Genomic DNA, 26,897 nt, shown 5'->3' with positions numbered 1-26,897 from the left:
CTCCTACAGGGGGCGCGTTACCCTCGTAGGAGCGGCTTTAGCCGCGAAGAGGCCAGCACAGGCAACCAACCACTAAAGCTTCAACTCCCCTGGCGTCGCCCCAAACAGCTGCTTGAACGCTGCAATGTAAGCCGACGTGGAGTCATACCCACACCCCAACGCCGCCTCGGTCACATTCTCCCCAGCCTCCAGCAACGCCAGCGACGACAACAGCCGCATACGCTGGCGCCAGTTGCGAAAACTCAACCCCGTCTCACGCTGGAACAACCGCATCAGCGTCTTCTCCGAGCACCCCAGCTCTCGCGCCCATTGCTGCAAGGTCTGCGGCTGGTCTGGTGCAGCGATCAGCCCATTGCACAGCGCCAGCAACCCCGGGTGCCGTGGTAACGGCAGCGAAAACCCGACTTCAGGCAAGGCGCGCAACTGGTCGAGCAGTACCGCCACCAGGCGCGCCTCGGCGCTGTCACCTTCGGGATAGTCCGCCGGGAACAGGCAAAACTGCTTGATCAGCTCACGTGCCAGCGGGGTCACTTCCAGCACCCGGCATTGCTCCGGCGCCCATGGGCAGGCATCGCGACGCACGTACAAGCTACGCATCTCTGCCTGCATCGAAGTGACCACTTCGTGTTCGGCATCGGCAGGGATCCACACCCCCCACTGCGGCGGGGCGAAGTAACTGCCTTCGTGGGTGTACACACCGAGCACGCCGCTGATGGCGTAGGAGAACTGCACCCAGTCGTGTTGGTGGCGGGTGGTCCAGGAGCCTGCACCGAGGCTTTCGGCACGGGCGTAAAGGGGCCTGGGCAGGTGGTCCAGCGCCGGAATGGCACGGGGGTGTCCGATGATCGGCATGGCGGTTTCTTGTAGTTCTGACCAGACAAGCCTAACAGCTGGGGTATGGCCATGACATCTGTGTGACTTTCTTCGCGGGTTTACCCGCGAAGAAAGTAACGCGGCACCCCGGAAAATCACCGCTCGACGATAACCGTCACGCCCTGCCCACCCGCCGCACAGATCGAAATCAGCCCCCGCCCCTTCCCCGCTGTCGCCAGCAGCTTCGCCAGGTTGGCCAGAATCCGCCCCCCGGTCGCCGCAAACGGGTGCCCGGCGGCCAGTGAACTGCCCTTGACGTTGAGCTTGCTGCGGTCGATTGCCCCAAGCGGCGCATCCAGCCCCAACCGCTGCCGGCAATAATCAGCATCCTCCCAGGCCTTGAGCGTGCACAGCACCTGGGCAGCAAAGGCTTCGTGGATCTCGTAGTAGTCAAAGTCCTGCAATGTCAGGCCATTGCGCGCCAACAGCCGCGGCACCGCATACACCGGCGCCATCAACAGCCCTTCGCGGCCAGTGACGAAATCCACCGCAGCGGTTTCACCGTCGACCAGGTAAGCCAGCACCCGCAGCCCCTGCTGCGCAGCCCATTCCTCTGTGCCCAGCAACACCAGCGAAGCACCATCGGTCAGCGGCGTGGAGTTGCCCGCCGTCAGCGTGCCCTGGCCGCTGCGGTCGAACGCCGGTTTGAGCTTGGCCAGCTGCTCCAGGGTCAGGTCGGGGCGCAGGTTGTTGTCCCGTGTCAACGACAAGAACGGCGTAAGCAGGTCATCCTGCCAACCTTCGGCATACGCCGCAGTCAGCTTCCGATGGCTGAGCAGTGCCAGTTCGTCTTGCTCAGTGCGGCCAATGCACCAGGCCTGGGCCATGCGTTCGCAATGTTCGCCCATCGACAACCCCGTACGCGGTTCGCCATTGCGCGGTAGCTCGGGTTTCAGGTGGTGCGGGCGCAGCTTGAGGAATGGCTTGAGGCGCTGGCCAAGGCTCTTGCCGCGGTTGGCCTGCAACAAGATTTGACGCAGGCCTTCGTTGACGGCAATCGGCGCATCGGAGGTGGTGTCCACACCACCAGCGATGCCGCACTCGATCTGCCCCAGGGCAATCTTGTTGGCCACCAGCAGCGCTGCCTCCAGCCCGGTGCCACAAGCTTGCTGGATGTCATAGGCCGGGGTCTGTGGCGACAGGCGCGAACCCAGCACACATTCACGGGTCAGGTTCATGTCACGCGAGTGCTTGAGCACCGTGCCGGCCACCACCTCACCCAAGCGCAGCCCATGCAGGCGATAGCGTTCGATCAGCCCTTCTAGGGCGACGGTAAGCATCGCCTGGTTGCTGGCCGTGGCGTAGGCGCCATTGGAGCGGGCGAAGGGGATTCGGTTGCCACCCAGGATCGCGACCCGGCGAGGTGAACGCATGCGATTGTTCCTCCTGAAACAATTTGATCCGTACAGCCTAGGTGTTTTTACCGCATTCGAACGACCTTGCCACAAAGTTGGTCCACACTTTCAAGCTTGCCTCCCGGGAGACCCACTCATGAGCGATCGCTACCTCGGTTTTGCCAACTCCAACCTCGGCCGCCGCCTCGTGGATGCCCTTGGCCTGCCACGCCCGGCGCCGCTGGAGCGCTGGCAGGCCGGCCGCCTGCGCCCGGTTGAAGGGGCGCTGGTACTGGGCGGTGGGCCGCTGGCGAGCAAAGTCGAAGCCATCGCCCCGCGCCTGACTGACACACTGTACAGCTTCAATACCAGCAACCTGCAGGCCGAGGCCTGGGTGGCCGGCCTGGGGCCGAAAATCAAAGCCGTGGTATTCGATGCCAGTTACCTCTGCGACAGCGATGCGTTGAAGCAGTTGCGCGAATTTTTCCAGCCACTGCTGCGCAGCCTGGCCCCGTGCGCCCATGTAGTGATACTGGGCCGTGCGCCGGAAAGCCTCGACAACCCGTTGGCCAGCGTTGCCCAGCGCGCCCTGGAAGGCTTCAGCCGCTCGCTGGCCAAGGAGCTGCGCAATGGCGCGACCGCCCAGCTGCTGTATATCGCCCCCGGCGCGGAAGACCAGCTGGAAGGCGCCCTGCGCTTTTTCTTGTCGCCCAAGAGCGCATTCATCTCCGGCCAGGTACTGCGCCTGGAGGCCTGCGCCAGCCAGGTAGAAGACTGGACCCGCCCACTGGCTGGGCGCCGCGCCCTGGTCACCGGTGCTGCACGCGGTATCGGTGCAGCCATTGCCGAAACGCTGGCACGGGACGGTGCCGATGTGATGCTGCTCGATGTGCCGCAGGCCAGCCAAGACCTCGACGCCATTGCTGCACGCCTGGGCGGTAAGGCGCTGCCGCTGGATATCTGCGCCAACGATGCAGCTGCGCAGCTGCTCGCAGCCCTGCCTGATGGCATCGACATCGTGGTGCACAATGCCGGTATCACCCGCGACAAGACCTTGGCCAACATGACCCCGGAATACTGGGACGCGGTGCTGGCGGTAAACCTCAAGGCCCCCCAGGTGCTGACCCAGGCGCTGTATGACAACGGCGCGCTGGGGCAACACGCACGCATCACCCTGCTGGCGTCGGTCAGCGGCATCGCCGGCAACCGCGGGCAGGCCAACTATGCCGCGAGCAAGGCCGGGCTGATCGGCCTGGCCCAGGCCTGGGCGCCCCGGCTCGCCGAACACGGCGGCAGCATCAATGCCGTGGCACCCGGGTTCATCGAAACCCACATGACCGCGGCAATGCCCATGAGCCTGCGCGAGGCCGGCCGGCGCTTGAGTTCGCTAGGCCAGGGTGGTCGCCCGCAGGACGTGGCCGAGGCCATTGCCTGGCTTAGCCAGCCAGGCTCCGGGGCGGTCAACGGCCAGGTGCTGCGGGTGTGCGGCCAGGCACTGATGGGGGCCTGACCATGAACCGACACTGGCACGACCTGCACAGCCCGGCTGCCCGCGCCAGCCTGTACCTGCGTGCGGCCAGCAAGCGCAAGGTCAGTGGCGACCGCTTGCCGGATGATGGCCTGCGCTGTTTCGTCCGGGTTCAGCCGGGCCACCTGGCTGCCTACCGGCGGCTCTGCCACTTCCCGGACGATGGCCGCCTGCCGGGTACTTATCCACACATCATGGCCTTCACGTTGCAACTGCAGTTGATGACCGCACCAAACTTCCCTTTCCCGCTGCTTGGCTTGGTGCATCTACACAACCGCATCGAAGTTTCGCGCCCGCTTGGCGGCATCGAGGGCCTGCATTTCGCAGTGTATGCCGACAATCTGCAGGCGCATGCCAAAGGCGCCACCTTCGACCTGGTCACCGAAGCTGAAGATGGCATTGGCCTGCTCTGGCGCGAGACCAGCCGCATGCTGGTGCGTGGGCTGAAAGTGAATGGCGAGACGGGTGAACCTGACGAGTCTGAGCCGGAACCGTTGCCCGAGGTAACCCGCTGGTACGCCGACAGTGATATCGGCCGGCGTTATGCCAAGGTTTGTGGGGATTACAACCCTATTCATCTCAGCGCTGCCAGCGCACGGTTGTTCGGCTTCCCCACGGCCATCGCCCACGGCATGTGGAGCAAGGCCATGGCCCTGGCGGCGCTGCGTGGGCACCTGCCGCACAGTGGCTATGCCTTTGAGGTGGATTTTCGCAAGCCGGTAAGGTTGCCGTCGGAGGTGGTGCTCAGTGCCAGTGAGGCGGGGCCTGCGGGGGAGCTGCGGCTGGATGGGCATGGGGGGGTGCTGCATATGCTCGGGCGCTGGGGTCGGCTTTAAATAGTGAGGCTGCTGCGCAGCCTTTTCGCGACGCAAGGCCGCCCCCACAGGTACCGCACCAGCCTTGATTCCGGCGCCGTCCTGTGGGAGCGGCCTTGTGTCGCGATTGGGCCGCACAGCGGCCCCTTGCTTTGCATCGGGCCTGCGCGGAAGCTATGCAGCATTAGGAGAGCCCCGATGAACCTGCAAGAACTCACCCAACGCCTGCACCATATCCGCGACAACAACGAATGGCGCGGCTTCCACAGCCCGAAGAACCTGGCCATGGCCGCCAGCGTCGAAATGGCCGAGCTGGTAGAAATTTTCCAGTGGCTGAGCGAAGAGCAATCGCGCCAGCTGCCCGCCGACAAACTGGCCCACGCAGGCCAGGAGGTCGGTGATGTGGTGCTCTACCTGTTACTGCTGTGCAGCGAGCTGGGCCTGGACATGGAGCAGGTAGTGCGAGCCAAGCTGGCCGACAGCGAGAGGCGCTTCGCCCGATGAACGACCGTCACTTCGATGAACTGGCCACCCGCTTTGCCGAGAAGATCTACGGCGGCGCCAAGGGTGCCATTCGCCTGGCCGTGCTGCAGGCCGACCTGGCCGAAGCCTTGCCCGACCGCCCGTTGCGCATCCTCGATATCGGCGCTGGGCTGGGCCACATGGCCTTGTGGCTGGCCCAGCGCGGCCACCAACTGACCCTGGCCGAACCTGCCGCGCCCATGCTCGACGGCGCACGGGCACGCTTTGCCGAAGCGGGCCAAACAGCCACCTTCATCCAGGCCCCCTGGCAGGACCTGCTCGGCCAGTTGACCGAACCCTACGACCTGGTGCTGTGCCACGCCGTGCTCGAATGGCTGGCCGAACCGGAAAGCATCCTGCCCGTGCTGCACCAGCTCACGGCGCCTTCCGGGTGGCTGTCGCTGGCCTTCTACAACCGCGACGCACTGGTCTACCGCAACCTGCTCAAGGGCCATTTCCGCAAGTTGCGCAGCAACCGGCTGGAAGGTGAAAAGCAAAGCCTGACCCCACAGAAACCGCTTGATCCACGTGAGCTCAAGGCGCAACTTGATCCTATGTGGCAGGTTGAAAGCGAGAGTGGCGTACGGGTTTTCCACGACTACATGCCCAAGGAATTCCAGGGCAAGGCCGAGCTGCTCGACCTGCTGGAAATGGAACTGGCCTACCGTCGCCACCCCAGCTTCGCCGGGCTTGGCCGCTACCTGCACTGGGTTTGTCGCCCCCGCTGACCCGCCCGCCGGGAGGAATACATGCCGTACCGACTGTTGAGCCTGGCCCTGCTGCCGCTTGCCCTGGCCGCCTGCCAGGGCAGCAACCCGTATGTGGCCAGCAGCCGCCCGTTGCCACCGGCCCCTGCCCAGGCGGCCACCACCTTCGATGCCAGTGCCTACCCGGCACCCGCCCGTGATTACGGGCACTACCGCAGCTGGAGCTGGCGCGACGGCCAGTTGCCCAGCGGCTCGGTGGATGCCGACCCGGCACAACTGGCCGATGCCGTCAGCGGCGCGCTCGACCAGCATGGCCTGCGCCCCGCCCGGGGCGGCACTGGCGACTTGCTGGTAAGCGCCGACATGCGCCTGGAAAAGCGCTTGCGCCAGGTGCGTGACTACGACACCTACGACCCCTACTACGGCCCCTACCCTTACGGCGGCGTTGGCTATGGCGGTTACCGCAACGGCTACGGCGCCTATGCCAGCGTACCGATCGTGCGCACCTACGAGGTGGAGGTGATGGTGGTACGCATCGACCTGTACGACGCCCGCAGCGGGCAGCCGGTATGGAGCGCCAGCGCCGAAAGCGGCAGCGACAAGGACTCGCCGCGCGAACGCGAAAGTGCCTTGCGCGATTCAGTGCACAAGGCGCTCAGCGGCTATCCTCCCAGTTAATGTTTAACGGAGAACCATCATGTTGCGCCGTCTCGTTCTACTGTCATTCGCGTTATTGCTCGCCGCCTGCTCCAGCAATAACGTTCAGCAGGATTTCGATGCCAGCCGCGATTTTGCCGCCTACCGCAGCTGGGCCTGGCAGGAGCCGGCCCTGCAGTACCGCCCGGATGACCCACGGATCAAGAGCGACCTTACCGAGCAGCGCATTCGCCAGGCGGTCGCCGACCAGCTCGACCAGCGCGGCCTGCGCCCGGTGCAAAGTGGCGCGCGGCCTGACCTGGGCGTGCGCGCCTACCTGATCGTAGAGCAGCGCCAGCAACAGATCACCACTAACTATGGCGGTGGCTGGGGTGGCTACTGGGGCGGTTACTGGGGCGGCCCGATGTACAACGAAACCCGCAGTGTCGACTACAAGGTGGCCACCATTCAGATCGACATGTTCGATGGGCACGACGGCAAGCTGGTGTGGCGCGGCAGTGCCGAGCAGATCATGAACAACTACCCGCCAAGCCCTGAGGAGCGCAACAGCGCTATCCACAACACCGTGTCCAAAGTGCTGGCCAACTACCCGCCGGGGAGCAAGAAATAAGTTTAAAACTCAGTTTTTGCAGGCGCCACGGAAACTTGTGGGAGCGGGTTCACCCGCGAAGAAAATGACGCGGTGAATGGCACCGGCTTCGCCGGTGTTCGCGGGTGAACCCGCTCCCACAGGAATCGCGCAAGTTATTCAACCGCAAGTACTTGTGTCAGCTACGACAAAATCCATTCCAAGCACGCCTTTTTGCCTTCCCGCCCCACTCCCCCGCGCGTTCGCGTCTACCCTCACTTAAGGAAACCTGACTGACCGGGTAGAAGTGTTCAACATTTGGGAAGGGCGACCTGCCAATGCAAAGCATTGTTCTCCTGCTGTGGCTTGCCTTGTGCTCCGAACAGGATGTACGTCAACGCCAGATCTCCAACTTGCTCACCCTGGGCGTGGCCGCCTGCGCGCTGCTCTGGTTGTTCGCCACCGGCCACAGCTGGATCGGCGCCGATGCCAGCGATGCTGGCTGGGCGCTGGCCATCGTCATGCTGCTGACCCTGCCCGGCTACATGCTCGGCCGTTTCGGCGCCGACGACGTCAAGTTGATGGGCGCCCTGGCCCTGGCCACCAGCCCGCAATATGTGCTCGGCACCTTCATAGGTGCCGGTGTCAGTGTGCTGGTGTGGCTGCTCACCCGTCGGCGCCTGTGGACCCTGCTAAACCCCAAGGTAAAGAAGCGTTTGCAGGCCCTCACCGAAGAAATGGGCGACAAGCAGGCCTTTGTCCCCTACGTGCTCACCGGTTTTCTTTTGACTGCGGTATGGATTCAATGAACATCCCTGTGGTCCGATGCCTTGTACAAACCTTGTACATATTCGCCGAGTGCGACTATTTTTAAGCTGCCAGAGCGTCTGGCCCGGGAGCAGGGCCGCATACGAACAGGGAGTTGATCGTGTCCAGACCATTCAGTGAAATGAAGATATTGGTGGTCGATGACCAGCCAGTAATAGTCGAACAGCTGTGCGAATTTCTCGAAACCCAGGGCTATCACTGCCTGGCGGCCCACTCCACTGACGAGGCCATCGCGCGTTACCTGGCCGACGAGGCCATTGGCCTGGTGCTCTGCGACCTGCACATGCCCGACCGCGATGGCATCGAGTTGGTCCGCCAATTGAGGGAAATCCCCGGGCAACGCATGTTCGAAGCCATCATGCTGACCGGCTGCGCGGATAAACAGGACGTGATCCGGGCGCTGCGTGAAGGCTTTGCCGACTACTACCAGAAGCCAATGGACCTCGACGAACTGCTGGAAGGCGTACGCCGCCAGGAACAGGCCTTGCAGGAGCGCCAGCGCAACTTTCGCGACCTGGGCGGCTTGAACCAGCGCTTGCAGGAGCTGGCTGACTCTGTCGACGAGCTGTACCAGGACCTGGAGAAAGCCCGTGGCCAAGGTGCCCACCGGCGTGCAGGCGATGTGGAAGAGAGTGAAAGCGAGCTGCCGGCGGCATTCGAGAAGCTGTCGCCACGCCAGTTGGAGGTGGCCCGCCTGGTGGGCAAGGGCAAGACCAATTACCAGATCGCCTGTGAACTGGGCATTACTGAAAACACCGTGAAACTGTATGTGTCGCAGGTGCTGCGGTTGACGCATATGCACAACCGTACCCAACTGGCGCTGGCGTTGACGCCCAGCTCGTCGCCGGTGCATCAGCGGTTTACTACCCATTGAGTGTTTGATTCGGAATTGCCGGGGCTGCTTTGCAGCCCATCGCGACGCAAGGCCGCTCCCACAAGGGATCGCACAACCTTCAGGATGGCGGTGGACTTGTGGGAGCGGCCTTGTGTCGCGATGGGGCGCAACGCGCCCCCTTACAATTGAACACCAACAGTCAAAGTCAGCCGAGGTCCACGGTCCAGGCTATCCAATGCCACATCCGCCAACGGCTTGGCCACCTCCAGCGCCACATTGAACAAGCGCCCATCCCCCAACCGCACGCCAAGCGCCGCCGAGGCCAAATGGGCATCCTCCACCGGCCCCCGGTTGTGCCAGGCCTGTGCCGTATCCACCACCGCATAGGGCTGAACCAGTGCCAGCCAGCTACCCCGCATGCTGTAGTTCAACTCGTAAGCTACACCCCACCCCTTGTCGCCGTCCGCCTGGTCACGCGGGTAGCCACGGCCAAAATCCTGCCCGCCAAACCCTGCCCGCTCGCTGTCCGGCAGCCAGTCATCGCTCCAGTACAGCGCCCCGGCCATCACGCCTTGCCAGTTCTCGAACAGTTGGTCGCTCTGCAACCCGGAAAGCCGCAGCCGCAGGAAATCCAGGTCGTAGTCGGCATCGCTGCGCGCGCCCAGGTAATCCAGGCCCTGATGGACCCCGGCGCTGACAATGCGCAAACGCCCCTCTTCCTCCTTGCGCCAGTCACCTTCGAACGACAGTGCACGCACGTAGGTGTCATAGCCCTGTGCCGATGGCAGCCCGCCCACCCGGTCTTCGTAGTGCTCGCTGACCGAATACAAATGCCCCTGCACCGCCATCCACTCGCCAGGCCTGACGATCACTGGCTGGCGCAAGCCAATCGCATAGCGCTCGCTGTCGCGCTTGCGGGTGACATCACGGCCATTGTCCAGGCGAATGCGCGTGCCGGGTTCGCTACGGTAGCGCGAGGCCGACAGCAGCATCTGGCTGCCGGCGGCGTCCAGGTACTGGCTGTAGTCCAGGCGTTGGTAATGAACCTGGTCATCGCCCGGGGGCAGCAGCAGGCTGGCCTCGAACTGTTCGGCAAAGTGGGTCTGGGCATTGCTGGCTAGCGTCAACAGCGCCTGCGCATCATCGCGGTTGGAATCGGCCACCGTAACAGCAGCGCTGAACGGCTTGCGCCGCGCATGCACAATCAGCTGAGCGGCACCATCTGCAGGTTGCGCCACGGCCAGTTCCGCCTCAGTGGTCACACCGGGTATTCGCTCAGCCAGGCCCAGGTAGCGCTCCAGGGTTTCCCGGGTCAGCGGGCGCTCGGCCTCAAGCTGCACCAGCAACTGCTGCAGATAGTCGCGGGCCGGGCCGATATCGCCGTCAACGCGGTAATCATGGATGTAACCTTCGACCAGCACCACATTGACCCGGCCTTCAGCCACATCCTGCGGCGGCAGGTAGGCGTAAGACAGCAGGTAACCTTCCTGCTGGTAGCGCTGGGTCAGGCGCTCGGTGTACTGCTGCACTTCACCCAGGGTGGTCTCGCGCCCGATCAACGGCTGGTAGTGCTCATGCAGGTCGCTCAAGGGGAACACCGTGCCGCCCTGGAAGCGCACTTTATGCAGCACCAGCCGGGTATCTGCAGCCGCCCAGCCTGGGCTGTCAGCACTCGGGCCGGCCAGCCGCAGGCCAGGACTGACGGGGCGATAGGCGTCTATCGGCAGGTTGGCGCTGGGCAGGCGCCGTTCGTATTCATGGCTGTCAAGAAAACCAGGCAACGGCTCGGCGTGGGCCGCAAGCGCCCAAGGCAGCAATAACAGGGGCACGGCCAGAGGACGCATAGGGCGCTCCATGTTCCCTTGGTTCGCGGGGCACCAGCCGGTCACACCCGTCACTTGCAAGCGTAGGTGCTGGTCCGGCCGCCGTCGAACGGTTACTCGCTGACCTGGAACGCCACCCGCGCTGTTTCGCCGCTTTCATCCAGCGCGCTGATTTCGGCCTGCCCGACCTGCGGCAAGCGCACCAGCAAGCTGTCCTGCCCCTGGGTTTCACCCAAAGGCTGGCCATTGAGGAACCACCAACGCTGCCCGCCGCCGCCCAAGGCCGACACATGCAGTTGCAGCGGCTCACTGCTGGTGGCCGGGCGGCGCAGGTTGTCACCTGGGCGCACACCAACGATCGACAGCGGTGGTGCGCTGGCCGGCACCTGCGGCGGGCAGCCAGGGTCGATGGCCGGCAGGCGCACTGCGCGCCGCTCGACGCGGGGCAGCCAAGGCTCCAGCGGCGCCGGCCACAGGGCGATATCGCGGGCCTTGGCGCCCGGGCAGCTGCCATCCACGCGCAGCCCCTGGTCGTTCACCCACACACTTTCGCGCAAGCCCAGGCCTAATGGCTGGTCGGCGGCCTGCAGGGTTGGCGGTGTGGTGCCGTCCAGGGTCCAGGCGAAGCGTTGACGGCGGCAATTGGGGTCTTGCTTGTTCAACGGCTGCCCCAGCGGCCAACAGATTGCCGCCACGCCCACATTCGCTGGCACCCGCTCCACCGGCACGTTAATGCCGCGCTGGCTGTCACGGTTGCTCAGCAGGTCGTGCACCTGCAGCATCAGCGGCGCCGCCGAGGCCAGGCCGAACTGCCCGGGGACCGGCGTGCCATCGGGGCGGCCGATCCACACGCCAATCAGGTAGCGCGGGCCCACGCCAATCGACCAGGCATCGCGAAAGCCATAGCTGGTGCCGGTCTTCCAGGCCAGCTGCGGGCGCTGCACCAGCTCGGCGTGTGGGTCGCGGTCGGGGCGCGCCTGCCCACTGAGGATGCGCCGGATGATCCACGCCGCCCCTGGCGACAGCAGGCGACGCTCCACCAGCGGGTCCTGCGGTTGCAAGCGCACCCGCGCACTGTTGCCACCACGTGCCAGCGCCGCGTAACCGCCCATCAGGTCTTCCAGGCGGCTGCCAGCGCCGCCAAGGATCAACGACAGGTTGGGCTCGGCCAAGGGCGGCAGTATCAGTGGCATGCCCGCCATGCGCAGTTGCGCGGCAAAGCGTTTCGGGCCGTAGGCCTCCAGCAACTGCACTGCGGGCAGGTTGAGTGACAGGGCCAGCGCCGAACTGGCCGACACCGGCCCACTGAACCCCATGGAGAAGTTGCCGGGGCGGTAGTCGCCATAGCGGCGTGGCACATCTTGCAGCAGCGATTCGGAATGGATCAGGCCGTCGTCCAGCGCCATGCCATAGAGGAACGGTTTAAGCGTGGAGCCTGGCGAACGTAGCGAGCGCACCATATCGACGTGCCCGAAGCGGCGCTCATCTGCCAGGTCGATCGAACCCAGGTAAGCGCGCACCGCCATGGTCTGCGCCTCGACCACCAGGATGGCAGCGGAAGTGCGCTCTGGCAGCCGTGCGCGCCAGCCCAGCAGCAAGTCTTCCAGGCGCCGCTGCAATGCAGCGTCAAGCGTGGTACGGATCAATGGCGGGCTGTCGGCGCTGTTCAGGCGCCGGGCCAGCAGGGGCGCCAGCGCCGGCTCCTGGCGTGGCGCCAGCACCAGCGGTTCTTCCGCTGCTTCGCGTATTTGCTGTGCCGGCCACACCTGGTATTCAGCCAGGCGTTGCAGCACCTTGTCCCGGGCACGCTGGGCCCGCTCGGGGTGGCGGTCCGGGCGCAGGCGGCTGGGCGCCTGGGGCAGCACGGCAAGCAGCGCCGCTTCAGCCGGGGTCAGGTGCATCGGCGACTTGCCCAGGTAAGCCCAGCTGGCGGCCGCAACACCCTGCAAGGTGCCACCGAAGGGCGCGCGGTCCAGGTAAACCTGCAGGATTTCGCGCTTGGACAAATGCCATTCCAGTTGCGCTGTACGCCACAACTGCCGCAGTTTGCCCGCCAGGGTACGGTCATGCGGATCGAGCAGGCGTGCCACCTGCATCGACAGCGTACTACCGCCCGACACCACGCGCCCGCCGCGCAGGTTCAGCCAGGCGGCGCGGGCCAAGGCCAGCGGGTTGACCCCAGGGTGCTGGTAGAACCAGCGGTCCTCGTAGGTCAGCAACGCCTGCAGGTACAACGGCGAAACCTGGTCAGGGCTGACCGGGTAGCGCCATACGCCATCGGCATCGGCAAAGCGCCACAACGGTGTGCCGTCTTCGGCCAGTACCACCCGGGCCAGGTCGTCGCCCGGCATGGGCAACGGCCAGATACGGTCGGCCAGCCACAACAGGCCGAACAGCACCAGCATGCCAATCAGCGTGGCACGCAATAGCCTGCCCGCACGGGTGCGTGGCCGCGCTAAGCTAGGCATCGGGAACCGACCTGGCCAAGTAATGGCCAAAGGCTTTGGGACGGCAACCTCGCCGATTCGTTCATCAGGAAGCAACTATGCATGTAGAAGGTTTTTTCGAGTGGCTGGGCCAGGCACTGGGGTCAGTGATCCGCTTCATCGTCGACGCATTGAGCGGGCTGTTCAACCTGCTGGCCAATGCCGGTGGCAATTTCATCGACGGCCTGGCGCGCACCCTGGGCATGGACACCTCGCTGCTCAGCATCCTCGCCCTGATCATCGGCCTGATGCTGCTGTACTCGGCAATCCGCGCATTCATGCGCGCCTCGATCATCCTCGGGATCATCTGGCTGGTGTTGGGGTTGTGGGTGATGAGCTGGGTGATTCACTAAATTCCAGAGCAGCCTTACGCGGTCCTTGTGGGAGCGGCCTTGTGTCGCGAAAGGGCTGCGCCGCAGCCCCCAGTTTTTCAGCTTCGCCGCAAGAATGGCTGGGGCCGCTGCGCGGCCCTTTCGCGACACAAGGCCGCTCCCACATAGTCCGTGCAAGGCAGGGGTTTAGCGGGCTTTTACGGTCATTTCCCCTTGCCCATCCCCCACCGCCTGCAGGTTCGGCCGGTACATCGACTCGACCTGTGGCGGCGGCACGCGGTAGGTACCCGGGGTTACTGCCCGCGCCAGGTACAGCAGGTGAGTGGTGCCGTAGCCGTCGAGCTTGAGCGCGGCAACATAACGGTCATCACGGTACTCCTGGTGCACCACGCTGGCGTTCTGCATCGACTCGCGCCATTCCTTCACCGCGCTGCTGGCGTTGTCCAGGCTGGCGGCACTCTGCGCCAGGTTCTGGTTTTCCAGCTCCAGGCCTGCCGGCAGCAGGTCCACTACCAGCGCATCCGGCACGCGGTCTTCTGCCTTGAGCGCCAGGTGCACCAGCACCAGGTCGCCACTGCGCAGGTTGTGCAGGTCCAGCGGCTGGCCATTCATGCCCAGGTACTCACGGCGAATCTGCATGCCGTTGCCACCGGCTGCTGGCGCCTGGCGCGGGTAACCGGACAAAGTCAGCTGCTGGTACAGGGTTTCACTGCCTTGGTTCTGCACACTCAGCGGCGAGGCCAGCAGCGGGCCTTCGAGCTTCATGCCGGACTCGGCATTGTTGAATTCGCGCACTTCGCCAGCGCTGTCCAGGCGAGCCTGCCACTTGCCTTCCGGCTTGCCCAGCAGGCCACGGCCAGCGAGGAACAGCGCATTGCGCTCCTGGGTCGACAGCCAGCGGTTGGCCGCCAGTTCATCCGACAAGGCGAACAGGCGCTGGTCGACCTGGCTGCTGGCCAGGTTGCTTTCCTGCAGCAGCGCCAGGATCAGCGCCTGGTCACGCAGGGCGCTGCCGTAGTCGGCCATCCAGCCTTTGCCACGGCTGATGCCCAGGCCCGCTTGCAAGGCTTGCTCGGCTCGCGGCTTGTCGCCCATCTTGTCCAGCGCCACTGCCAGCTGCACCAGCGGCAGGCCAGAGCGGGCGTCGGCGCGCCGTTCGAACAGGCCACGCAGGGCACCCAACGGCGCCTGCTGGCTGCGCGACAGCACCAGCGCCGCATAGGCCTGCACGGCAAAGCGGGTATGGTCGGCGTTTTCGCTGTAGTCGACTTCGATCAGGTTGCGCTCCTGCAGGTAGCGCAGCAGGCGCTCGCTGGCCTTCTTCAGCGCTTCGGCCGGCACGCCGTAACCTTGGTCGCGGGCACGCAGGAGGAAGTCGGTGACGTAGGCGGTCAGCCAGTATTCTTCTTCACTGTCCGAGCTCCACAGGCCAAAGCTGCCGTTGTAGCGCTGCATGCCCAGCAGGTGCTCGATGCCCATTTCAATCTTGCGCTTGCGCACATCCGCAGGCTCGCCCTTGATGCCCAGGCGCTTGAGGCTGTCGGCATCGGCGTACAGCGACGGGTACAGGCCGCTGGTGGTCTGCTCCAGGCAACCGTAGGGGTAGGTTTCAAGGGCGCGGATCTGCTCGGCCAGGTTCAGCGGCGGCCGGCTCGACAAGGCCAGGCTGGCTTCCAGGCCGGCAGGTTCGAAGGCAGCCAGGTCTGCTTCAGGCAGGGTCCATGGCTGGTCCTTCAAGGCTACGCGGTAGTGCTTGAGCATCGCCGGGTAGGCCGGACGTACACCCAGCGTCCACTCACGTTCAAACGCAGTGGTCGGCTCGTTCGGCAGTTGCAGGCCAGTTACGCGCACATGCACCTTGCCCTGCCCCAGGCCACCTTGGGCCTGTACCGGGATCATCAGCGTCGAGCGTTGGCCTTCGGCCAGGGCAACAGTCTGCACAGCGCTGGCAGCCAGGCTCAGCTGCCCGTCAGTGCTGATTTCAACATTCAATTGCTGGGCACGGCCCGACAGGTTGGCCAGGTCCAGCGCCAGGCTGGTGCGGTCGCCACCGGCAAGGAAGCGCGGCGCTGACAGCTCGGCAATCAGCGGCGCGGCAACTACGGTCTTGCCTTCGGCCATGCCGAAGTGCTCATCGGTCCAGGCCTGGGCCATCAGCCGCAGCTCGCCGTTGAAGTCCGGGATATCGACCGTGGCCTGGCCCTCACCCTTGTCGTCCAGGGTCACCGGCAGGCTCTGCTGGGCAACGATGGTCACCGTGGTGTTGGGGCGCTTGCCGCCCTTGGCCATCGCCGCGTCACCGCCGAACGCCAGGCTGGCCAGGCGGCCCTGCCCGGCTTCGATCAGCTGGCCGTAGATGTCTAGCTGGTCGGCACCGTAGGCCTTGCGCCCAAACAGGCTGGCGAACGGGTCGGGGGTTTTGAAATCGGTGATGTTGAGGATACCCACGTCCACCGCCGACAACAGCACGTGCACCTGCTTGGGCACGCTGCCATCGGCATTGGCGGCCTTGACCTTTACGGTCAGCGGTTGTTTCGGGCGCATTTTTTCTGGTGCCTGCAGGCTTACGGCCAGCTTGCGCTCGGCACGGTCCAGCGGCAGGTGCAACACACCCACGGCGCGTTTTGGCGTGGCGTTGGCCTTGCGCTCACCGGGGCGGATCACCAGTGCGCTGATGTACAGGTCATGGCGGGCCCAGGCCTTGTCCAGCTGTACGTCGAAGGTCTTGCCCTCGGCGGGCACGTCGATCTCCTGCCACCACAGCGGGCCATCGCTGGACTCGATCATCAGGTAGCCACTGCCGCCGGCGGGCGGGGTGACAGTGACCTTGGCCGTGGCGCCGTCGGCGTAGGACGGCTTGTCCAGCGCCAGCTTGACCTGGTCGGGGCGCACTGCGCCGCCTTCGGCGTTGTCCTGGGCGCGGTAGCCGGCCCAGAAGCGCTCGCTGGACACCAGGCCGGTCTGCGGGTCTTCCACCTCGACACGGTACGGGCCCCACTCGACCTGGAAGCTCAGCTTGGCGGTGGAGCCGGCCTTGACGCTGAGGGTTTCCTCGCTCTGGGTGAGGAATTTCTCGTTGTAGGCGTAGCTCCAGCCATCATTCTGCGAGTAGTTCCAATAGTAGTCGCGGCGCTCGCGGATCAGCCGCACCTTCAGCTCGTTGGCCGCCAGCTTGTTGCCATCGCGGTCGGCCACCAGGAATTCGAACTCCACCGGGCCGTCACTGTCGGTTTCCTCGCCATCGAACAGGCCACGCAGGCCTGGCAGGCGCTCGGCCGGCCAGATCGGTTGTTCCAGGCGCCGGGTGATCGGCCGGCCACCGGACTCCTGCAGGCTGGCCTGCACGGTCAATTGCAGCGGCGAGCGGGCTTCGGCCCAGTGGCTTTCGATGTCGACTACCGCCTTGCCGGCCTGGTCGAGGGTAACTTCATCCAGCTCCAGGTCCTGGTTAAGCTCGGTTTCGGTGACCGAGCCGAACTTGTAGCCAGGCAACGCCGGCACTGCCTCACGCAGCGGGCGGACATAGGCCTGGCCACTCAGTCGGTTACCGGCAGCCGGGGCACCATAAAGGTAACGGCCGTTGACCTGGATGCGTGCATTTTCATCCGGCGACAGCGGCTTGCTGCTGCCCTTCAGCTCCAGCGCCAGGCGCTCGGGCAGGAAGTCCTCGACGAGGAACTCATACACCTGCTTGCGCCCGCCCCCAAGGTCCAGCAGCAGTTGCCAGCGGCCGGTCGGGGCCTCGCTGGCCAACTGCAATTGGTACTGGAAAAGGCCATTGCTGTCGGCTTCCCAGACAAACTTGCGGCTGACCTGTTCGTCCGGGCGGCGCACTTCCACGCTCACCGGCTGGGCCTTGACCGGCTTGCCATCCTGATCGCGCAGCAGGCCGTTGAGCAGCACCGTTTCGCCTGGGCGATACAGGTCACGCGGGCCGAAAATGAAGAACTGCAGCGGGTTGGCCTGGGGGCCGGTGATATCGAACTCGGCCAAATCCAGTGCGGCGGTGTTCAGCCGCAGCAGCGTGGTGTGCACGCCCTGGGTGGCGATCAGGGTGTCGGCCTTGGGCGTGATCGGCAGCTGGGCATGGCCCTTGCCGTCGGTAGTGGCCTGAGCCAGCAGCTTGCCCTTGTCGTCATGGATTTCCAGGTTGACGCCGTTCATCGCCTTGCCGCCTTCCAGCGCCTGGGCGAACACGTCGAGGCGGTCGCGGTAGCGGTGCGCCGACACGCCGATGTCGCTGAGGGTAAACAAGGTTGCCGGCTGCGAGTAGTCGTAGGTGCCCGAGGCACGCATCACAGCCAGGTACACTCCTGGCTCCTGCAGCGGCTTGATGCCGGCAATCGGCAGCAGCACGGTCTCGCGGGTGTTGCGCGCCGGGTTGAGGTCGAAGCGGCCGCTGTAGACCAGTTCGGCCATGTCCAGGGTTTCCTTGGACTGGTAGTAGTACAGGCTGCTGTTGCGCCCCCAATTAACCAGGAAGGTCGAGAGCATGTCCGGCTTGACGCGGAAGAACTCGACATCGACCTTGTCAACGTTCAGGGCAATCACCGGCAGGCCTTCGGCCAGGCGGGTGGGCAGCAGCGAACCGCGGCTGGCGAAGCCGATGGTCGGCTGCATGTCGCGGGTCTCCAGGCGGGTGATCGACTCGCCATCGAGCTGCTTGCCGTTGACCGCCAGCAGGCCTTTGTCGACGGTAAGCACCAGCTTGCGCTGCGGCTCCAGGTGGCGCAGGCGCAGCTCCATTTGGTTATCGGAGAGCTCCCAGGCGCCGTCGAGCTTGCCTTTGACGGTATCGACCAGGTGCACCTTGGTGGCGAAGTCCTGCTTGGCATCCAGCGGTGCGGAGAAACTGATCGACAGCGTGGCAGCGCCATCGAGCTGCACTTCCGAAACGTCCAGCACCGTGAGCTCGCGGCCCTCGTAGCGCTTGGCGAGCACGGCCGGGTCCTCGCGTTTGGCGGCCGAGGTTTCGGCGGGTGCAGTGGCGGCCGGCTTTTCGACGGGCAGCGGTTTATCCGGCGTGGAAGAGTCACAGGCACTGAGCAAAGCCAGCACGCAGGCCAGCAACAATCCTTTGTTGAACATGGAGTAGGAACTCTTTGGCAGCGGGTACTTGAGGGCAGCAACTATAGCTGGCTGAGACCATGTTCGCGCGATTTGGTTGCCTGGCCGTTACACTGTGGCCATTGAGAAAAGCAGGGGGCGCTTTGCGCCCCTTTCGCGGCACAAGGCCGCTCCTACAGGGACCGCGTTCCCCCTGTGGGAGCGGCCTTGTGTCGCGAGAGGGCTGCTCAGCAGCCCCAGATTACCCAGGACACCCAATGACTGCACTGACCACCGACTGGCGCCACCGCCCCACCCACCACAAGGTCTGGGCCCTGGCCGCGCCGATGATCCTGTCCAACATCTCCGTACCCTTGGTAGCCCTGGTCGACAGCACCGTCATCGGTCACCTGCCCCATGCCCACCAGCTGGGCGCAGTGGCCGTGGGTGCCACGCTGTTCACCTTCATGGTCGGCCTGATGGGCTTCCTGCGCATGGGTTCCACCGGCTTTGCCGCCCAGGCTGCCGGCCGCGGCGACGGCGCCGCGTTGCGCCAAGTGCTGGTGCAAGGGCTGCTGCTGGCAGTCGGCTTCGCCCTGCTGATCGGCCTGATGGCCATTCCCTTCAGCCAGCTGGCGCTGCACGCGATGCAGCCCAGTGCCGCCCTGCAGCAATCCACCGAAGACTTCTTCCATACCCGCCTGCTTGGCCTGCCGGCGGCATTGGCCAGCTACGCGCTGGTCGGCTGGTTCCTTGGCACGCAGAACGCCAGGGCGCCGCTGGCCATCCTGCTGACCACCAACCTGCTGAACATCGCCCTGAACCTGTGGTTCGTGCTGGGCTTGAACTGGGGCGTGCTGGGCTCGGCACGGGCGTCGGTGATCGCCGAGTGGAGTGCCGCCCTGCTCGGCCTGGCCCTGACCCGCCCGGCCCTGCGCGCCTACCCAGGGCAAGTCGTGTGGATGGCGCTCAAGCGTTGGCAGGCCTGGCGGCCGCTGCTGGCGGTGAACCGCGACATTTTCCTGCGCAGCCTCGCGCTGCAACTGGTGTTCCTGCTGATTACCGTACAAGGCGCGCGCCTGGGCGAGGCCACGGTGGCCGCCAACGCCCTGCTGCTTAATGGCCTGCTGCTGACGGCCTATGCACTGGACGGGCTGGCGCATGCGGTGGAGGCCCTGTGCGGCCATGCCATTGGTGCCCGTGATCGCGACACCTTGCGCCGTTCGCTGGTGGTGGCCTGTGGTTGGTCGCTGATCACCAGCTTGGGGTTTGCCGGGTTGTTCCTGCTGGGTGGGCACCTGTTTATCGACCTGCAGACTGATATCGACAGTGTGCGGGCGGCGGCCTATCCGTACCTGCCGTACCTGGCATTGCTGCCGTTGATTGCGGTGTGGAGTTACCTGCTGGACGGGTTGTTCATCGGCGCGACACGGGCACGGGAGATGCGTAATGCGATGCTGGTTTCGGTGTTGATTGCGCTGCCAGTGGCGGTGGCCATGAGCGGGTTTGGCAACCATGGGTTGTGGTTGGCGTTTCTCGGGTTCATGGGGTTGCGGGCGGTGACCTTGGGGTGGGTGGGGTGGCGGTTGCAGGAAAAAGGGCTTTGGGTTCAGTGACGCCGGGGGCCGCTCTGCGGCCCATCGCGACGCAAGGCCGCTCCCACAAGGGATCGCGGATCGGCCTGGTATCGCGGCCCCTGTGGGAGCGGCCTTGTGTCGCGAAATGAGGGCGAAACCCTCACCTGCGCCCTCACAGCCACACACAATCCCAATGTGGATACTCACCAGCACGCCGCACCAGGCCAGCCCGAATGGGGTTGGCGATGATGTAGCGGGCGATTGCCCTAACATCCTCCTCGCGACGCAAAGCTCAGTCATGAAAGCTGGCTTGCCAGACATGCCGTCTTTCAGCACCCACCCTGTACAAAGCACAGCTGCTTCTGGACTTGAACTCACACATCAGCCTACCCAGGCTCGACGGCCCAAGCTCGATAAGCCAATGAAGATGATCCGGCATCAAGACCCAAGTCAGAGATCGACAAGCCTTGCTCTCTTCGCTGAGCCGCAGATGCTGGATAACGGTCCTGGCGAATCGGAAGTCTTTGAACAATGGCGTTCGGTTTCGAGTGGTCGTGGTGAGCAGGTAGAGGCGCCCGGGCTCGGACACTCGACCGCTGCGTAAACGATGGGAGCCTGGACCTTCCATGTCGTCCTCCTTTGAACATTGCATTCAAAGGTAGCGGCGCTGGTACGGCGGGTGAGGACAGGATTTTTACCGGGTGTGACGCCGGTGAGGGCATCGCCCTCATATCGCGACGCAAGGCCACTCCCACAAAAACAAGCCATTCAGCTTTTGCAGGAGCGGCCACGGCAATTACGACGACAGGTACGAAGACCGGGTCAAGCCAAGACGCAACGCATCCAGGTACTGGGTCCGCTCACGCGCCGTGATCTTGGCACTGGCCACCTTGTCACGGTAATGAGTCATCAACTCCTCCGGCGACAGGTGCACATAACGCAGCATGTCTTCGATGGTGTCGTGGGTCTCGATGCCGGCGTGGTACACGCTGCCGTCGGCGTTCTGGTAGATGTTCACCGAGTCGGTGTCACCGAACAGGTTGTGCATGTCACCGAGGATTTCCTGGTAGGCACCGACCAGGAACACGCCCAGCAGGTAGTCCTCGCCTTCCTTCACCGCATGCACCGGCATGCTGGTCTCGATGCTCTGCTCGTCGACGTACTGGTTGATCTTGCCGTCGGAGTCGCAGGTCAGGTCCTGCAACACCGCGCGGCGCAGCGGCTCCTCGTCCAGGCGGTGCAGCGGAATGATCGGCAGTACCTGGCCGATGGCCCAGGTGTCTGGCAGGCTCTGGAACACCGAGAAATTGCAGATGTACTTGTCGGCCAGCTTGTCGTTCAGCTCGTCCAGCACCTGGCGGTGCGAGCGCTGGCGGGCTTTCAGCGAGTTGTGCAGGCGGCGGCACACGGCAAAGTAGCACTGCTCGGCCAGGGCCTTCTCGCCCAGGCTGATCTTGCCATCGGCATACTGCGCGGCCACGTCACCCATGTAGTGGGTGGCGCGCCAGTAGGTCTCGGTGACCATCTCGATGTCGGTCGGGCCAAGCAGGTCGACCAGCCACTGTACGGTCTCGGGCAGGGCTTCCTTGTTCTCGATGGTCGGCACGTCGTCGTTGTGCTTCTCGACGTCGGTCACCTGGATCACCAGCATGGCGTGGTGCGCAGTCAGCGAACGGCCGCTTTCGGAGAAGATGTGCGGGTGCGGCAGGCCCTGCGCGTCGCAGAACTCCTTGAGCATGCCCACCACCACGCCGGCGTAATCGTCCATATCGTAGTTGATCGAGCTGGCGTTGCGCGAGTGGGTACCGTCGTAGTCCACGCCAAGGCCACCACCAACGTCGATGTGGTCGACCGGCAGGCCCAGCGCACGCAGCTCGCCGTAGTAACGGATGGCTTCCTTGAAACCGTGCTGGTAGTCGGCCAGGTTGGCGATCTGCGAGCCCATGTGGAAGTGCAGCAGGCGGATGCCCTGGTCCAGGCCGGCATCGCGGAAGCGCTGCACCACCGAGATCAGCTGGGCAGCGGACAAACCGAACTTGGACTTCTCGCCACCGGTGTCGGCCCACTTGCTCGAGGCCAGCGACGACAGGCGCACGCGCAGGCCTACTTGCGGTTTCACCTTGAGCTCGGCGGCCTCGTCAATCACCAGGGCCACTTCCGACTCTTTTTCGATGACGATGAACACGTTGTGACCAAGCTTCTGGCCCATCAGCGCCAGGCGAATGAATTCGCGGTCCTTGTAGCCGTTGCAGACGATGGTGCCGCCTTTCGGTGCCAGCGCCAGCACGGCCAGCAGCTCGGGCTTGGATCCGGCTTCCAGGCCGATCGACACGTTTTGCGTGGCGATGATGTTTTCCACCACCGCTTCTTGCTGGTTGACCTTGATCGGGTACAGCGCGGTGTACTGGCTCTGGTATTCCAGGCGCGCGATGTTGGCATCGAAAGCGCCGGTCAGCTGGCGCACGCGGTCCTGCAGAATGTCGGGGAAGCGCACCAGCAACGGCAGCGACAGGCCGCTCTGGCGCAGTTCGTCTACCTGTTCGAACAGGTCGATCGGTGCGCTTTTGGGGCCGTTGGGGCGTACTTCGACGCGCCCGGCTTCATTGATGGCGAAATAACCAGCGCCCCAATGGCGGATGCCATAAACACTGCGGCTGTCGGCCACGGTCCATTGGCTACCATCGTCTTTGCGTGTGCGTCGTACGGACATTCAAGTCCCCTATAGATAAGTCGAAGACACTGCCCCACAAGGAGGCGGGCGCAGTGTAAAAGCCAAAAATGACGATTCGTCCGTGCCCAGGGGTAGACCCTGGCCACGGCAACGAGTTTAGAAAGCACTGGGCAAAAAATCGCGTGGGGCGTTTCAGCCGCCGGACTTTTTCGCCTTGAAGCCCTGCTTGGTAAGCTCACCGATCAGCAGCTCGACATGGTCGCCCTGGATTTCGATGACCCCATCCTTCAGCGCACCACCGGTACCACAGCGGCGCTTGAGGGTGGTGGCCAGCTCCTTGAGCTGGTCGAGCGGCAGCGGCACGCCGGTGACGGTAGTCACGGTCTTGCCGCCACGGCCTTTGCTTTCACGGCGCACACGGGCAATGCCATCGCCTTCGGGGATGACCTGCTGCTTGCAGGTACAGGCATCCACCGGCTGGCCACAGTCGGGGCAGTGCCGACCGGCGTCGGTGGAGTAAACGAGACCGCCAAGGGCGGCGAAGGAAGAAGCTTTCTTGGCCACTTTTGTTCCTCTGTGCTGAGGACAAAAACTGGTCGTGCCTTGGGGTTGAGGCCGACCGCGAAGCCCCACTCTGGCAGGGGCGGCGCTACTGCCGCAAGACCTGCGGCAGCCCGAAAAGGGCGCGCAGTGTAACGATAAATGCGGCTGTTGCTAAGTACAGGATTGCGGCATTTTGCGAATGTTTTGCGACTATCCGGGAACTGGGGCTGCTTTGCAGCCCTATCGCGACGCAAGGCCGCACCCACAAGGTCCTGCATACGCCGATCAATGTGGGAGCGGCCTTGCCGGGGCGCCGAACCGGTCGGAAAGGACCGCAAAGCGGTCCCTGCGTCATCCCAGGCTAGCTTTATAGCGCTGCAACGCCGCCAGCGAATCCGGGCAATACGGCTTCGTCAGGCTTTCTTCCTCAGCCTGCGCCAAGCCAATGAAGCGCGCCTCGATCACCTCTTCCGGCTGCAACCGCAACGGCGCATCCGACACCGCCGAATACACCGCACACCACAAGTGGTTATCCGGCTGGTCAAAGTAGAACCGCTCATGAAAACGCAGTTCGACACCGTCGATCCCAAGCTCTTCGGCCAACTCACGCGCCGCCGAGTCGGCATATGCCTCGCCGGCCGTGACCATGCCACCAGCCGCCACATCCCAGTACCCTGGGTACAGCGCCTTGCTCAGGGTACGCCGGTGCACGCACAACTCACCGGCACTGTTGAACAGCAGGATGAACGTGCACCGCCCGATCAGGCCGCGCTCGCGCAGTTCGGCGCGGGGCAAGGCGCCCAGCACCTGGTCGGCTTCGTCCACCCATGTGACCAGTTCGCGGTCGGAAGCCGCCCGGTGGGCGGCCTCGTTTGGGCTGATAGCCATCATCAACCCTGCGACAGCAGCTGACGCAGGTCGATGACTGCGGCGTTGGCCCGGGAAATGTAGTTGGCCATGACCAGCGAGTGGTTGGCCCACATGCCAAAGCCACTACCGTTGAGCACCATCGGGCTCCACAGGGCTTCTTGCGAGGCTTCCAGCTCACGGATGATCTGGCGCACGCTGACCGTGGCGTTCTTCTTCGCCAGCACGTCGGCAAAGTCCACCTCGATGGCGCGCAGCAGGTGCGACAGCGCCCAGGCCTGGCCACGGGCTTCGTAGAATACGTTGTCGATCTGCAGCCACGGGGTTTCCACCAGCTCTTCGTCCACCTGCGGCGCCTGGCCGGCGACCACCGACTCGGTCTTCAATGTGCTGTTGAGCTTGACCCGGCCAACGCTGGCCGAAAGGCGTTGCGACAGCGAGCCCAGGCGGGTGGCCACGTCACCCAGCCAGTTGTTCAGGTTGTCGGCACGGGTGTAGAAGATCGCACCCTTGTCGCCAGCTGCCAGACGGGTCTGGTAGCGGCTCAGCGACTTGATGCCCTCTTCGAACTCCGACTCGCTCGATGGCAGGATCCAGCTCTTGTTGTCGAAGTTGAAGCGCGGCTCGGCCTTGGCCAGGTCGGCGTCTTCAGTGGACTGCGACTGCGAGCGGGCGAAGTCCTTGCGCAGGGCGCGGGACAGGTCGCGCACCTGGACCAGCACGCCGTATTCCCAGCTCGGCATGTTGTCCATCCACAGCCCAGGCGGGAAGCGGTCGTTGGATATGTAGCCGCCCGGCTTGTTCAGCAAGGTGCCAGCCACAGTCTTGAGGGTTTCGATGGTGGTATAGCCCACCACCATCTGCTGGCCAGTGCGCTCGGCCGCGGCCTGAGCGTTCTGCTGCACCGGGAACAGGTTTGGCTCCTGGCTCCAGTACCAGCCCAGGCCGATACATACCAGCAGGTACAACCCGATCAGGGTCCCCAGAGCACGGCTCCACAGGCCACCAAGGTAGCTACGGGCGGCGGCGCCACGGCCGTCGACACGCTCACGGGGCTCGGCTTTGGCCTCGCGGTTTTTCCAGTCCAGCATGGCTTTGTCCTTAATCAGTCACGACGGTTCAGGGCTTGGACCACAGGCCTGCGCCAGGGTGCCACGGCAAGCCCGCGTGGCAGCACTATAAAGCAGACACTGCCTTACGCATAAGCGACCAATCAGTCAGCAACTGAATATTCATCCCGCCCGCTTTGTTGATGCAGGGCACTCACGCCTATGGAAAGAGCTGCTAGCATAGAGCCATCATCACCCCTGCACACCCCAACCTACAAGTAGCCAGGACATGAGCCAAGCAGTCGAGCCGAGCCCGCAGTGCCCCGCCCAACAGCTGACGCGTAGCGGCCTGCGCAAGGACGACCCGCTTGGCCAGGTGCTGCTGCCACCCCAGCGCAAACCGGTGTACATCCTGCTGCAAGACCACGAGCGCGCCCAGCGCCTGGCCCAGCAGCTGGAGTTCTTTGGTTTGGTAGTGCAGGCGCTGGCCAACGCCAACGCGTTTCACGCCTCGATCAACGAGTACCCGCCCTCAGCCATCATCATGGATGTCGACTTCACCGGCACCGGCCAAGGGCTGCTGCTGGCCGCCCAGCTTCAGCAGGGGCTGGCGCAACATATCCCGCTGTTGTTCTTCAGCCACCACGAAGCTGACACCCCAACCCGCCTGGCCGCCGTACGCGCCGGTGGCCAGGACTTCCTCACCGGCAGCCTGGAGGCTTCCAGCCTGCTGGAAAAGGTCGAACTGCTGACCAACGCCACGGCGCACGACCCGTTGCGCGTGCTGATCATCGACGACTCGCGCACCCAGGCCTTGTACACCGAGCGCGTACTGGCCAGCGCCGGCATGGTCACCCGCAGCCTGACCGACCCGATCCGCACTATGGCCGAGCTTGCCGACTTCCAGCCCGACCTGATCATCCTTGACCTGTACATGCCGGCCTGCACTGGCCTGGAGCTGGCCAAGGTCATCCGCCACAGCGACCGCTATGTGAGCGTGCCGATCATCTACCTGTCTGCCGAGGACGACCTGGACAAGCAGCTGGATGCCATGAGTGAAGGCGGTGATGACTTTTTAACCAAGCCGTTTCGCTCACGCCACCTGGTCACCACCGTACGCAACCGCGCCGCCCGTGCCCGCCACCTGAAGGCGCGCATGGTGCGCGACAGCCTGACCGGGCTGTACAACCACACCCACATCCTGCAGCTGCTTGAAGACTGCAGCTTCCGCGCCCGCCGTGAGCAGCAGCCATTGAGCTTTGCCATGCTCGACATCGACCATTTCAAGAAGATCAACGACCGCCACGGCCACCCCATGGGCGACCGGGTGATCAAGAGCCTGGCGCTGTTCCTCAAGCAACGCTTGCGCAAGACTGATTTCATCGGCCGCTATGGCGGTGAAGAGTTCGCCATCGTCATGCCCAATACTGCGCTGGAGGCGGCGCACCAGGTGCTGGACGAGATTCGCCGGCGCTTTGCCGAGATTCTCTACCCGGCGCAGCCACGCGATTTGCAGTGCACTTTCAGTGCCGGGGTGGTGCAGCTGGATGAAGGGCTGGATACCCTGACAATGGCCAGTGCGGCGGATGAGGCGCTGTACCGGGCCAAGCATGCCGGGCGTAATTGTGTGGTCCGCGTAGAACCCTGAATCAGGTTTACCTGTACCGGCCTCTTCGCGGCTAAAGCCGCTCCCACAGGAACTGCGCTGCCTTCAAGTTGGCGCTGCCCCTGTGGGAGCAACTGTCTTGCTCAATTTCTAAAAGCTGGCGCGATCCCTGTGGGAGCGGGCTTGCCCGCGAACACGGGCGAAGCCCGTGCCATCCACCGCGGTGTCTT

The 26,897-nt window shown here is 64.3% G+C and carries 20 protein-coding genes and 1 pseudogene; 11 read left to right on the top strand and 10 right to left on the bottom strand.

Annotated elements, in window-relative coordinates; genetic code table 11:
* Positions 1–72: 72 nt before the first annotated feature.
* Together ABE456_RS22955 and ABE456_RS22950 are read right to left on the bottom strand one after the other, a co-directional pair.
* On the bottom strand, positions 73–852 hold the full coding sequence (locus ABE456_RS22955) for a helix-turn-helix transcriptional regulator (protein WP_346645971.1): 780 nt from the start codon (positions 850–852) through the stop codon (positions 73–75).
* Positions 853–968: 116 nt separating this feature from the next.
* Positions 969–2,246 carry an acetyl-CoA C-acetyltransferase gene (locus ABE456_RS22950; RefSeq protein ID WP_346645970.1) on the bottom strand — a complete coding sequence of 426 codons (1,278 nt, stop codon included), beginning with the start codon at positions 2,244–2,246 and terminating at the stop codon, positions 969–971.
* Between the two features lie 118 nt (positions 2,247–2,364).
* Here ABE456_RS22950 and ABE456_RS22945 point away from each other — a divergent pair, with 118 nt between their 5' ends.
* From ABE456_RS22945 to ABE456_RS22910, 8 genes are all read left to right on the top strand, one after another.
* Positions 2,365–3,717 carry a 3-oxoacyl-ACP reductase gene (locus ABE456_RS22945; protein ID WP_346645969.1) on the top strand — a complete coding sequence of 451 codons (1,353 nt, stop codon included), beginning with the start codon at positions 2,365–2,367 and terminating at the stop codon, positions 3,715–3,717.
* A 2-nt stretch (positions 3,718–3,719) separates the two neighbouring features.
* Entirely contained in the window at positions 3,720–4,571 is an 852-nt protein-coding gene (locus ABE456_RS22940) for a MaoC/PaaZ C-terminal domain-containing protein (RefSeq protein ID WP_346645968.1), read from the top strand.
* Between the two features lie 177 nt (positions 4,572–4,748).
* Positions 4,749–5,054: a MazG-like family protein gene (locus ABE456_RS22935; protein WP_346645967.1), complete on the top strand. Its 306-nt coding sequence runs from the start codon at positions 4,749–4,751 to the stop codon at positions 5,052–5,054.
* Positions 5,051–5,800, top strand: a complete 750-nt coding sequence (locus ABE456_RS22930) for a methyltransferase domain-containing protein (protein ID WP_346645966.1) — start codon at positions 5,051–5,053, stop codon at positions 5,798–5,800. Before ABE456_RS22935 ends, ABE456_RS22930 begins: the two co-directional genes overlap by 4 nt.
* Before the next feature lie 21 nt (positions 5,801–5,821).
* Positions 5,822–6,457, top strand: coding sequence for a DUF4136 domain-containing protein (locus tag ABE456_RS22925; RefSeq protein ID WP_346645965.1), 636 nt, complete (start codon positions 5,822–5,824; stop codon positions 6,455–6,457).
* Positions 6,458–6,476: 19 nt separating this feature from the next.
* The gene (locus ABE456_RS22920; RefSeq protein ID WP_346645964.1) at positions 6,477–7,046 is read left to right on the top strand and encodes a DUF4136 domain-containing protein; all 570 of its coding nucleotides are present in this window, start codon (positions 6,477–6,479) and stop codon (positions 7,044–7,046) included.
* A gap of 296 nt (positions 7,047–7,342) precedes the next feature.
* Positions 7,343–7,813, top strand: a complete 471-nt coding sequence (locus ABE456_RS22915) for an A24 family peptidase (protein ID WP_346645963.1) — start codon at positions 7,343–7,345, stop codon at positions 7,811–7,813.
* Between the two features lie 119 nt (positions 7,814–7,932).
* The gene (locus ABE456_RS22910; RefSeq protein ID WP_346645962.1) at positions 7,933–8,706 is read left to right on the top strand and encodes a response regulator transcription factor; all 774 of its coding nucleotides are present in this window, start codon (positions 7,933–7,935) and stop codon (positions 8,704–8,706) included.
* Between the two features lie 140 nt (positions 8,707–8,846).
* Here the strand turns inward: ABE456_RS22910 and ABE456_RS22905 are convergent, their stop codons facing one another.
* Positions 8,847–10,511, bottom strand: a complete 1,665-nt coding sequence (locus ABE456_RS22905) for a POTRA domain-containing protein (RefSeq protein ID WP_346645961.1) — start codon at positions 10,509–10,511, stop codon at positions 8,847–8,849.
* Between the two features lie 92 nt (positions 10,512–10,603).
* On the bottom strand, positions 10,604–12,958 hold the full coding sequence (gene pbpC / locus ABE456_RS22900; protein WP_346645960.1) for a peptidoglycan glycosyltransferase PbpC: 2,355 nt from the start codon (positions 12,956–12,958) through the stop codon (positions 10,604–10,606).
* Between the two features lie 77 nt (positions 12,959–13,035).
* Here pbpC and ABE456_RS22895 point away from each other — a divergent pair, with 77 nt between their 5' ends.
* Positions 13,036–13,329, top strand: coding sequence for a hypothetical protein (locus tag ABE456_RS22895; protein WP_346645959.1), 294 nt, complete (start codon positions 13,036–13,038; stop codon positions 13,327–13,329).
* A gap of 165 nt (positions 13,330–13,494) precedes the next feature.
* On the opposite strand, the gene ABE456_RS22890 is transcribed toward ABE456_RS22895, so the two are convergent.
* On the bottom strand, positions 13,495–18,396 hold the full coding sequence (locus ABE456_RS22890; protein WP_346645958.1) for an alpha-2-macroglobulin: 4,902 nt from the start codon (positions 18,394–18,396) through the stop codon (positions 13,495–13,497).
* A 236-nt stretch (positions 18,397–18,632) separates the two neighbouring features.
* Between ABE456_RS22890 and ABE456_RS22885 the strand changes: the two genes are divergently transcribed.
* Entirely contained in the window at positions 18,633–19,970 is a 1,338-nt protein-coding gene (locus tag ABE456_RS22885) for an MATE family efflux transporter (protein ID WP_346645957.1), read from the top strand.
* A 133-nt stretch (positions 19,971–20,103) separates the two neighbouring features.
* On the opposite strand, the pseudogene ABE456_RS22880 reads toward ABE456_RS22885, so the two are convergent.
* The 5 genes and pseudogenes from ABE456_RS22880 to ABE456_RS22860 form a co-directional block, all read right to left on the bottom strand.
* A pseudogene (locus ABE456_RS22880) lies at positions 20,104–20,559 on the bottom strand (transposase).
* Between the two features lie 168 nt (positions 20,560–20,727).
* On the bottom strand, positions 20,728–22,641 hold the full coding sequence (speA, locus tag ABE456_RS22875) for an arginine decarboxylase (RefSeq protein WP_346645956.1): 1,914 nt from the start codon (positions 22,639–22,641) through the stop codon (positions 20,728–20,730).
* Between the two features lie 153 nt (positions 22,642–22,794).
* Complete coding sequence (locus tag ABE456_RS22870) at positions 22,795–23,166, bottom strand: translation initiation factor Sui1 (RefSeq protein ID WP_133970151.1); 372 nt, start codon at positions 23,164–23,166, stop codon at positions 22,795–22,797.
* A 330-nt stretch (positions 23,167–23,496) separates the two neighbouring features.
* A complete protein-coding gene (locus ABE456_RS22865; RefSeq protein ID WP_346645955.1) occupies positions 23,497–24,033 on the bottom strand; it encodes an NUDIX hydrolase in 537 nt (178 codons plus the stop codon).
* A 2-nt stretch (positions 24,034–24,035) separates the two neighbouring features.
* On the bottom strand, positions 24,036–25,103 hold the full coding sequence (locus ABE456_RS22860; RefSeq protein ID WP_346645954.1) for a DUF2333 family protein: 1,068 nt from the start codon (positions 25,101–25,103) through the stop codon (positions 24,036–24,038).
* 247 nt (positions 25,104–25,350) lie between these two features.
* Between ABE456_RS22860 and ABE456_RS22855 the strand changes: the two genes are divergently transcribed.
* Positions 25,351–26,709 (top strand): diguanylate cyclase, encoded by a 1,359-nt coding sequence (locus ABE456_RS22855; protein WP_346645953.1) that lies wholly within the window; start codon positions 25,351–25,353, stop codon positions 26,707–26,709.
* The last annotated feature ends 188 nt before the right edge of the window (positions 26,710–26,897 follow it).

The sequence above is a fragment of the Pseudomonas sp. TWI929 genome (assembly GCF_039673335.1).
Taxonomy (GTDB): Bacteria; Pseudomonadota; Gammaproteobacteria; order Pseudomonadales; family Pseudomonadaceae; genus Aquipseudomonas.
This window is presented reverse-complemented; position numbering and strand designations above follow the sequence as displayed.

Excerpts from the sequence above, each read along its gene's own strand:
- ABE456_RS22955 (WP_346645971.1), bottom strand. The coding sequence starts at position 852 with ATGCCGATCATCGGACACCCCCGTGCCATTCCGGCGCTGGACCACCTG.
- ABE456_RS22920 (WP_346645964.1), top strand. The coding sequence starts at position 6,477 with ATGTTGCGCCGTCTCGTTCTACTGTCATTCGCGTTATTGCTCGCCGCC.
- ABE456_RS22950 (WP_346645970.1), bottom strand. The coding sequence starts at position 2,246 with ATGCGTTCACCTCGCCGGGTCGCGATCCTGGGTGGCAACCGAATCCCC.
- ABE456_RS22865 (WP_346645955.1), bottom strand. The coding sequence starts at position 24,033 with ATGGCTATCAGCCCAAACGAGGCCGCCCACCGGGCGGCTTCCGACCGC.
- ABE456_RS22935 (WP_346645967.1), top strand. The coding sequence starts at position 4,749 with ATGAACCTGCAAGAACTCACCCAACGCCTGCACCATATCCGCGACAAC.
- ABE456_RS22885 (WP_346645957.1), top strand. The coding sequence starts at position 18,633 with ATGACTGCACTGACCACCGACTGGCGCCACCGCCCCACCCACCACAAG.
- ABE456_RS22940 (WP_346645968.1), top strand. The coding sequence starts at position 3,720 with ATGAACCGACACTGGCACGACCTGCACAGCCCGGCTGCCCGCGCCAGC.
- ABE456_RS22855 (WP_346645953.1), top strand. The coding sequence starts at position 25,351 with ATGAGCCAAGCAGTCGAGCCGAGCCCGCAGTGCCCCGCCCAACAGCTG.
- ABE456_RS22895 (WP_346645959.1), top strand. The coding sequence starts at position 13,036 with ATGCATGTAGAAGGTTTTTTCGAGTGGCTGGGCCAGGCACTGGGGTCA.
- pbpC (WP_346645960.1), bottom strand. The coding sequence starts at position 12,958 with ATGCCTAGCTTAGCGCGGCCACGCACCCGTGCGGGCAGGCTATTGCGT.
- ABE456_RS22925 (WP_346645965.1), top strand. The coding sequence starts at position 5,822 with ATGCCGTACCGACTGTTGAGCCTGGCCCTGCTGCCGCTTGCCCTGGCC.
- ABE456_RS22890 (WP_346645958.1), bottom strand. The coding sequence starts at position 18,396 with ATGTTCAACAAAGGATTGTTGCTGGCCTGCGTGCTGGCTTTGCTCAGT.
- speA (WP_346645956.1), bottom strand. The coding sequence starts at position 22,641 with ATGTCCGTACGACGCACACGCAAAGACGATGGTAGCCAATGGACCGTG.
- ABE456_RS22905 (WP_346645961.1), bottom strand. The coding sequence starts at position 10,511 with ATGCGTCCTCTGGCCGTGCCCCTGTTATTGCTGCCTTGGGCGCTTGCG.
- ABE456_RS22860 (WP_346645954.1), bottom strand. The coding sequence starts at position 25,103 with ATGCTGGACTGGAAAAACCGCGAGGCCAAAGCCGAGCCCCGTGAGCGT.
- ABE456_RS22930 (WP_346645966.1), top strand. The coding sequence starts at position 5,051 with ATGAACGACCGTCACTTCGATGAACTGGCCACCCGCTTTGCCGAGAAG.
- ABE456_RS22915 (WP_346645963.1), top strand. The coding sequence starts at position 7,343 with ATGCAAAGCATTGTTCTCCTGCTGTGGCTTGCCTTGTGCTCCGAACAG.
- ABE456_RS22945 (WP_346645969.1), top strand. The coding sequence starts at position 2,365 with ATGAGCGATCGCTACCTCGGTTTTGCCAACTCCAACCTCGGCCGCCGC.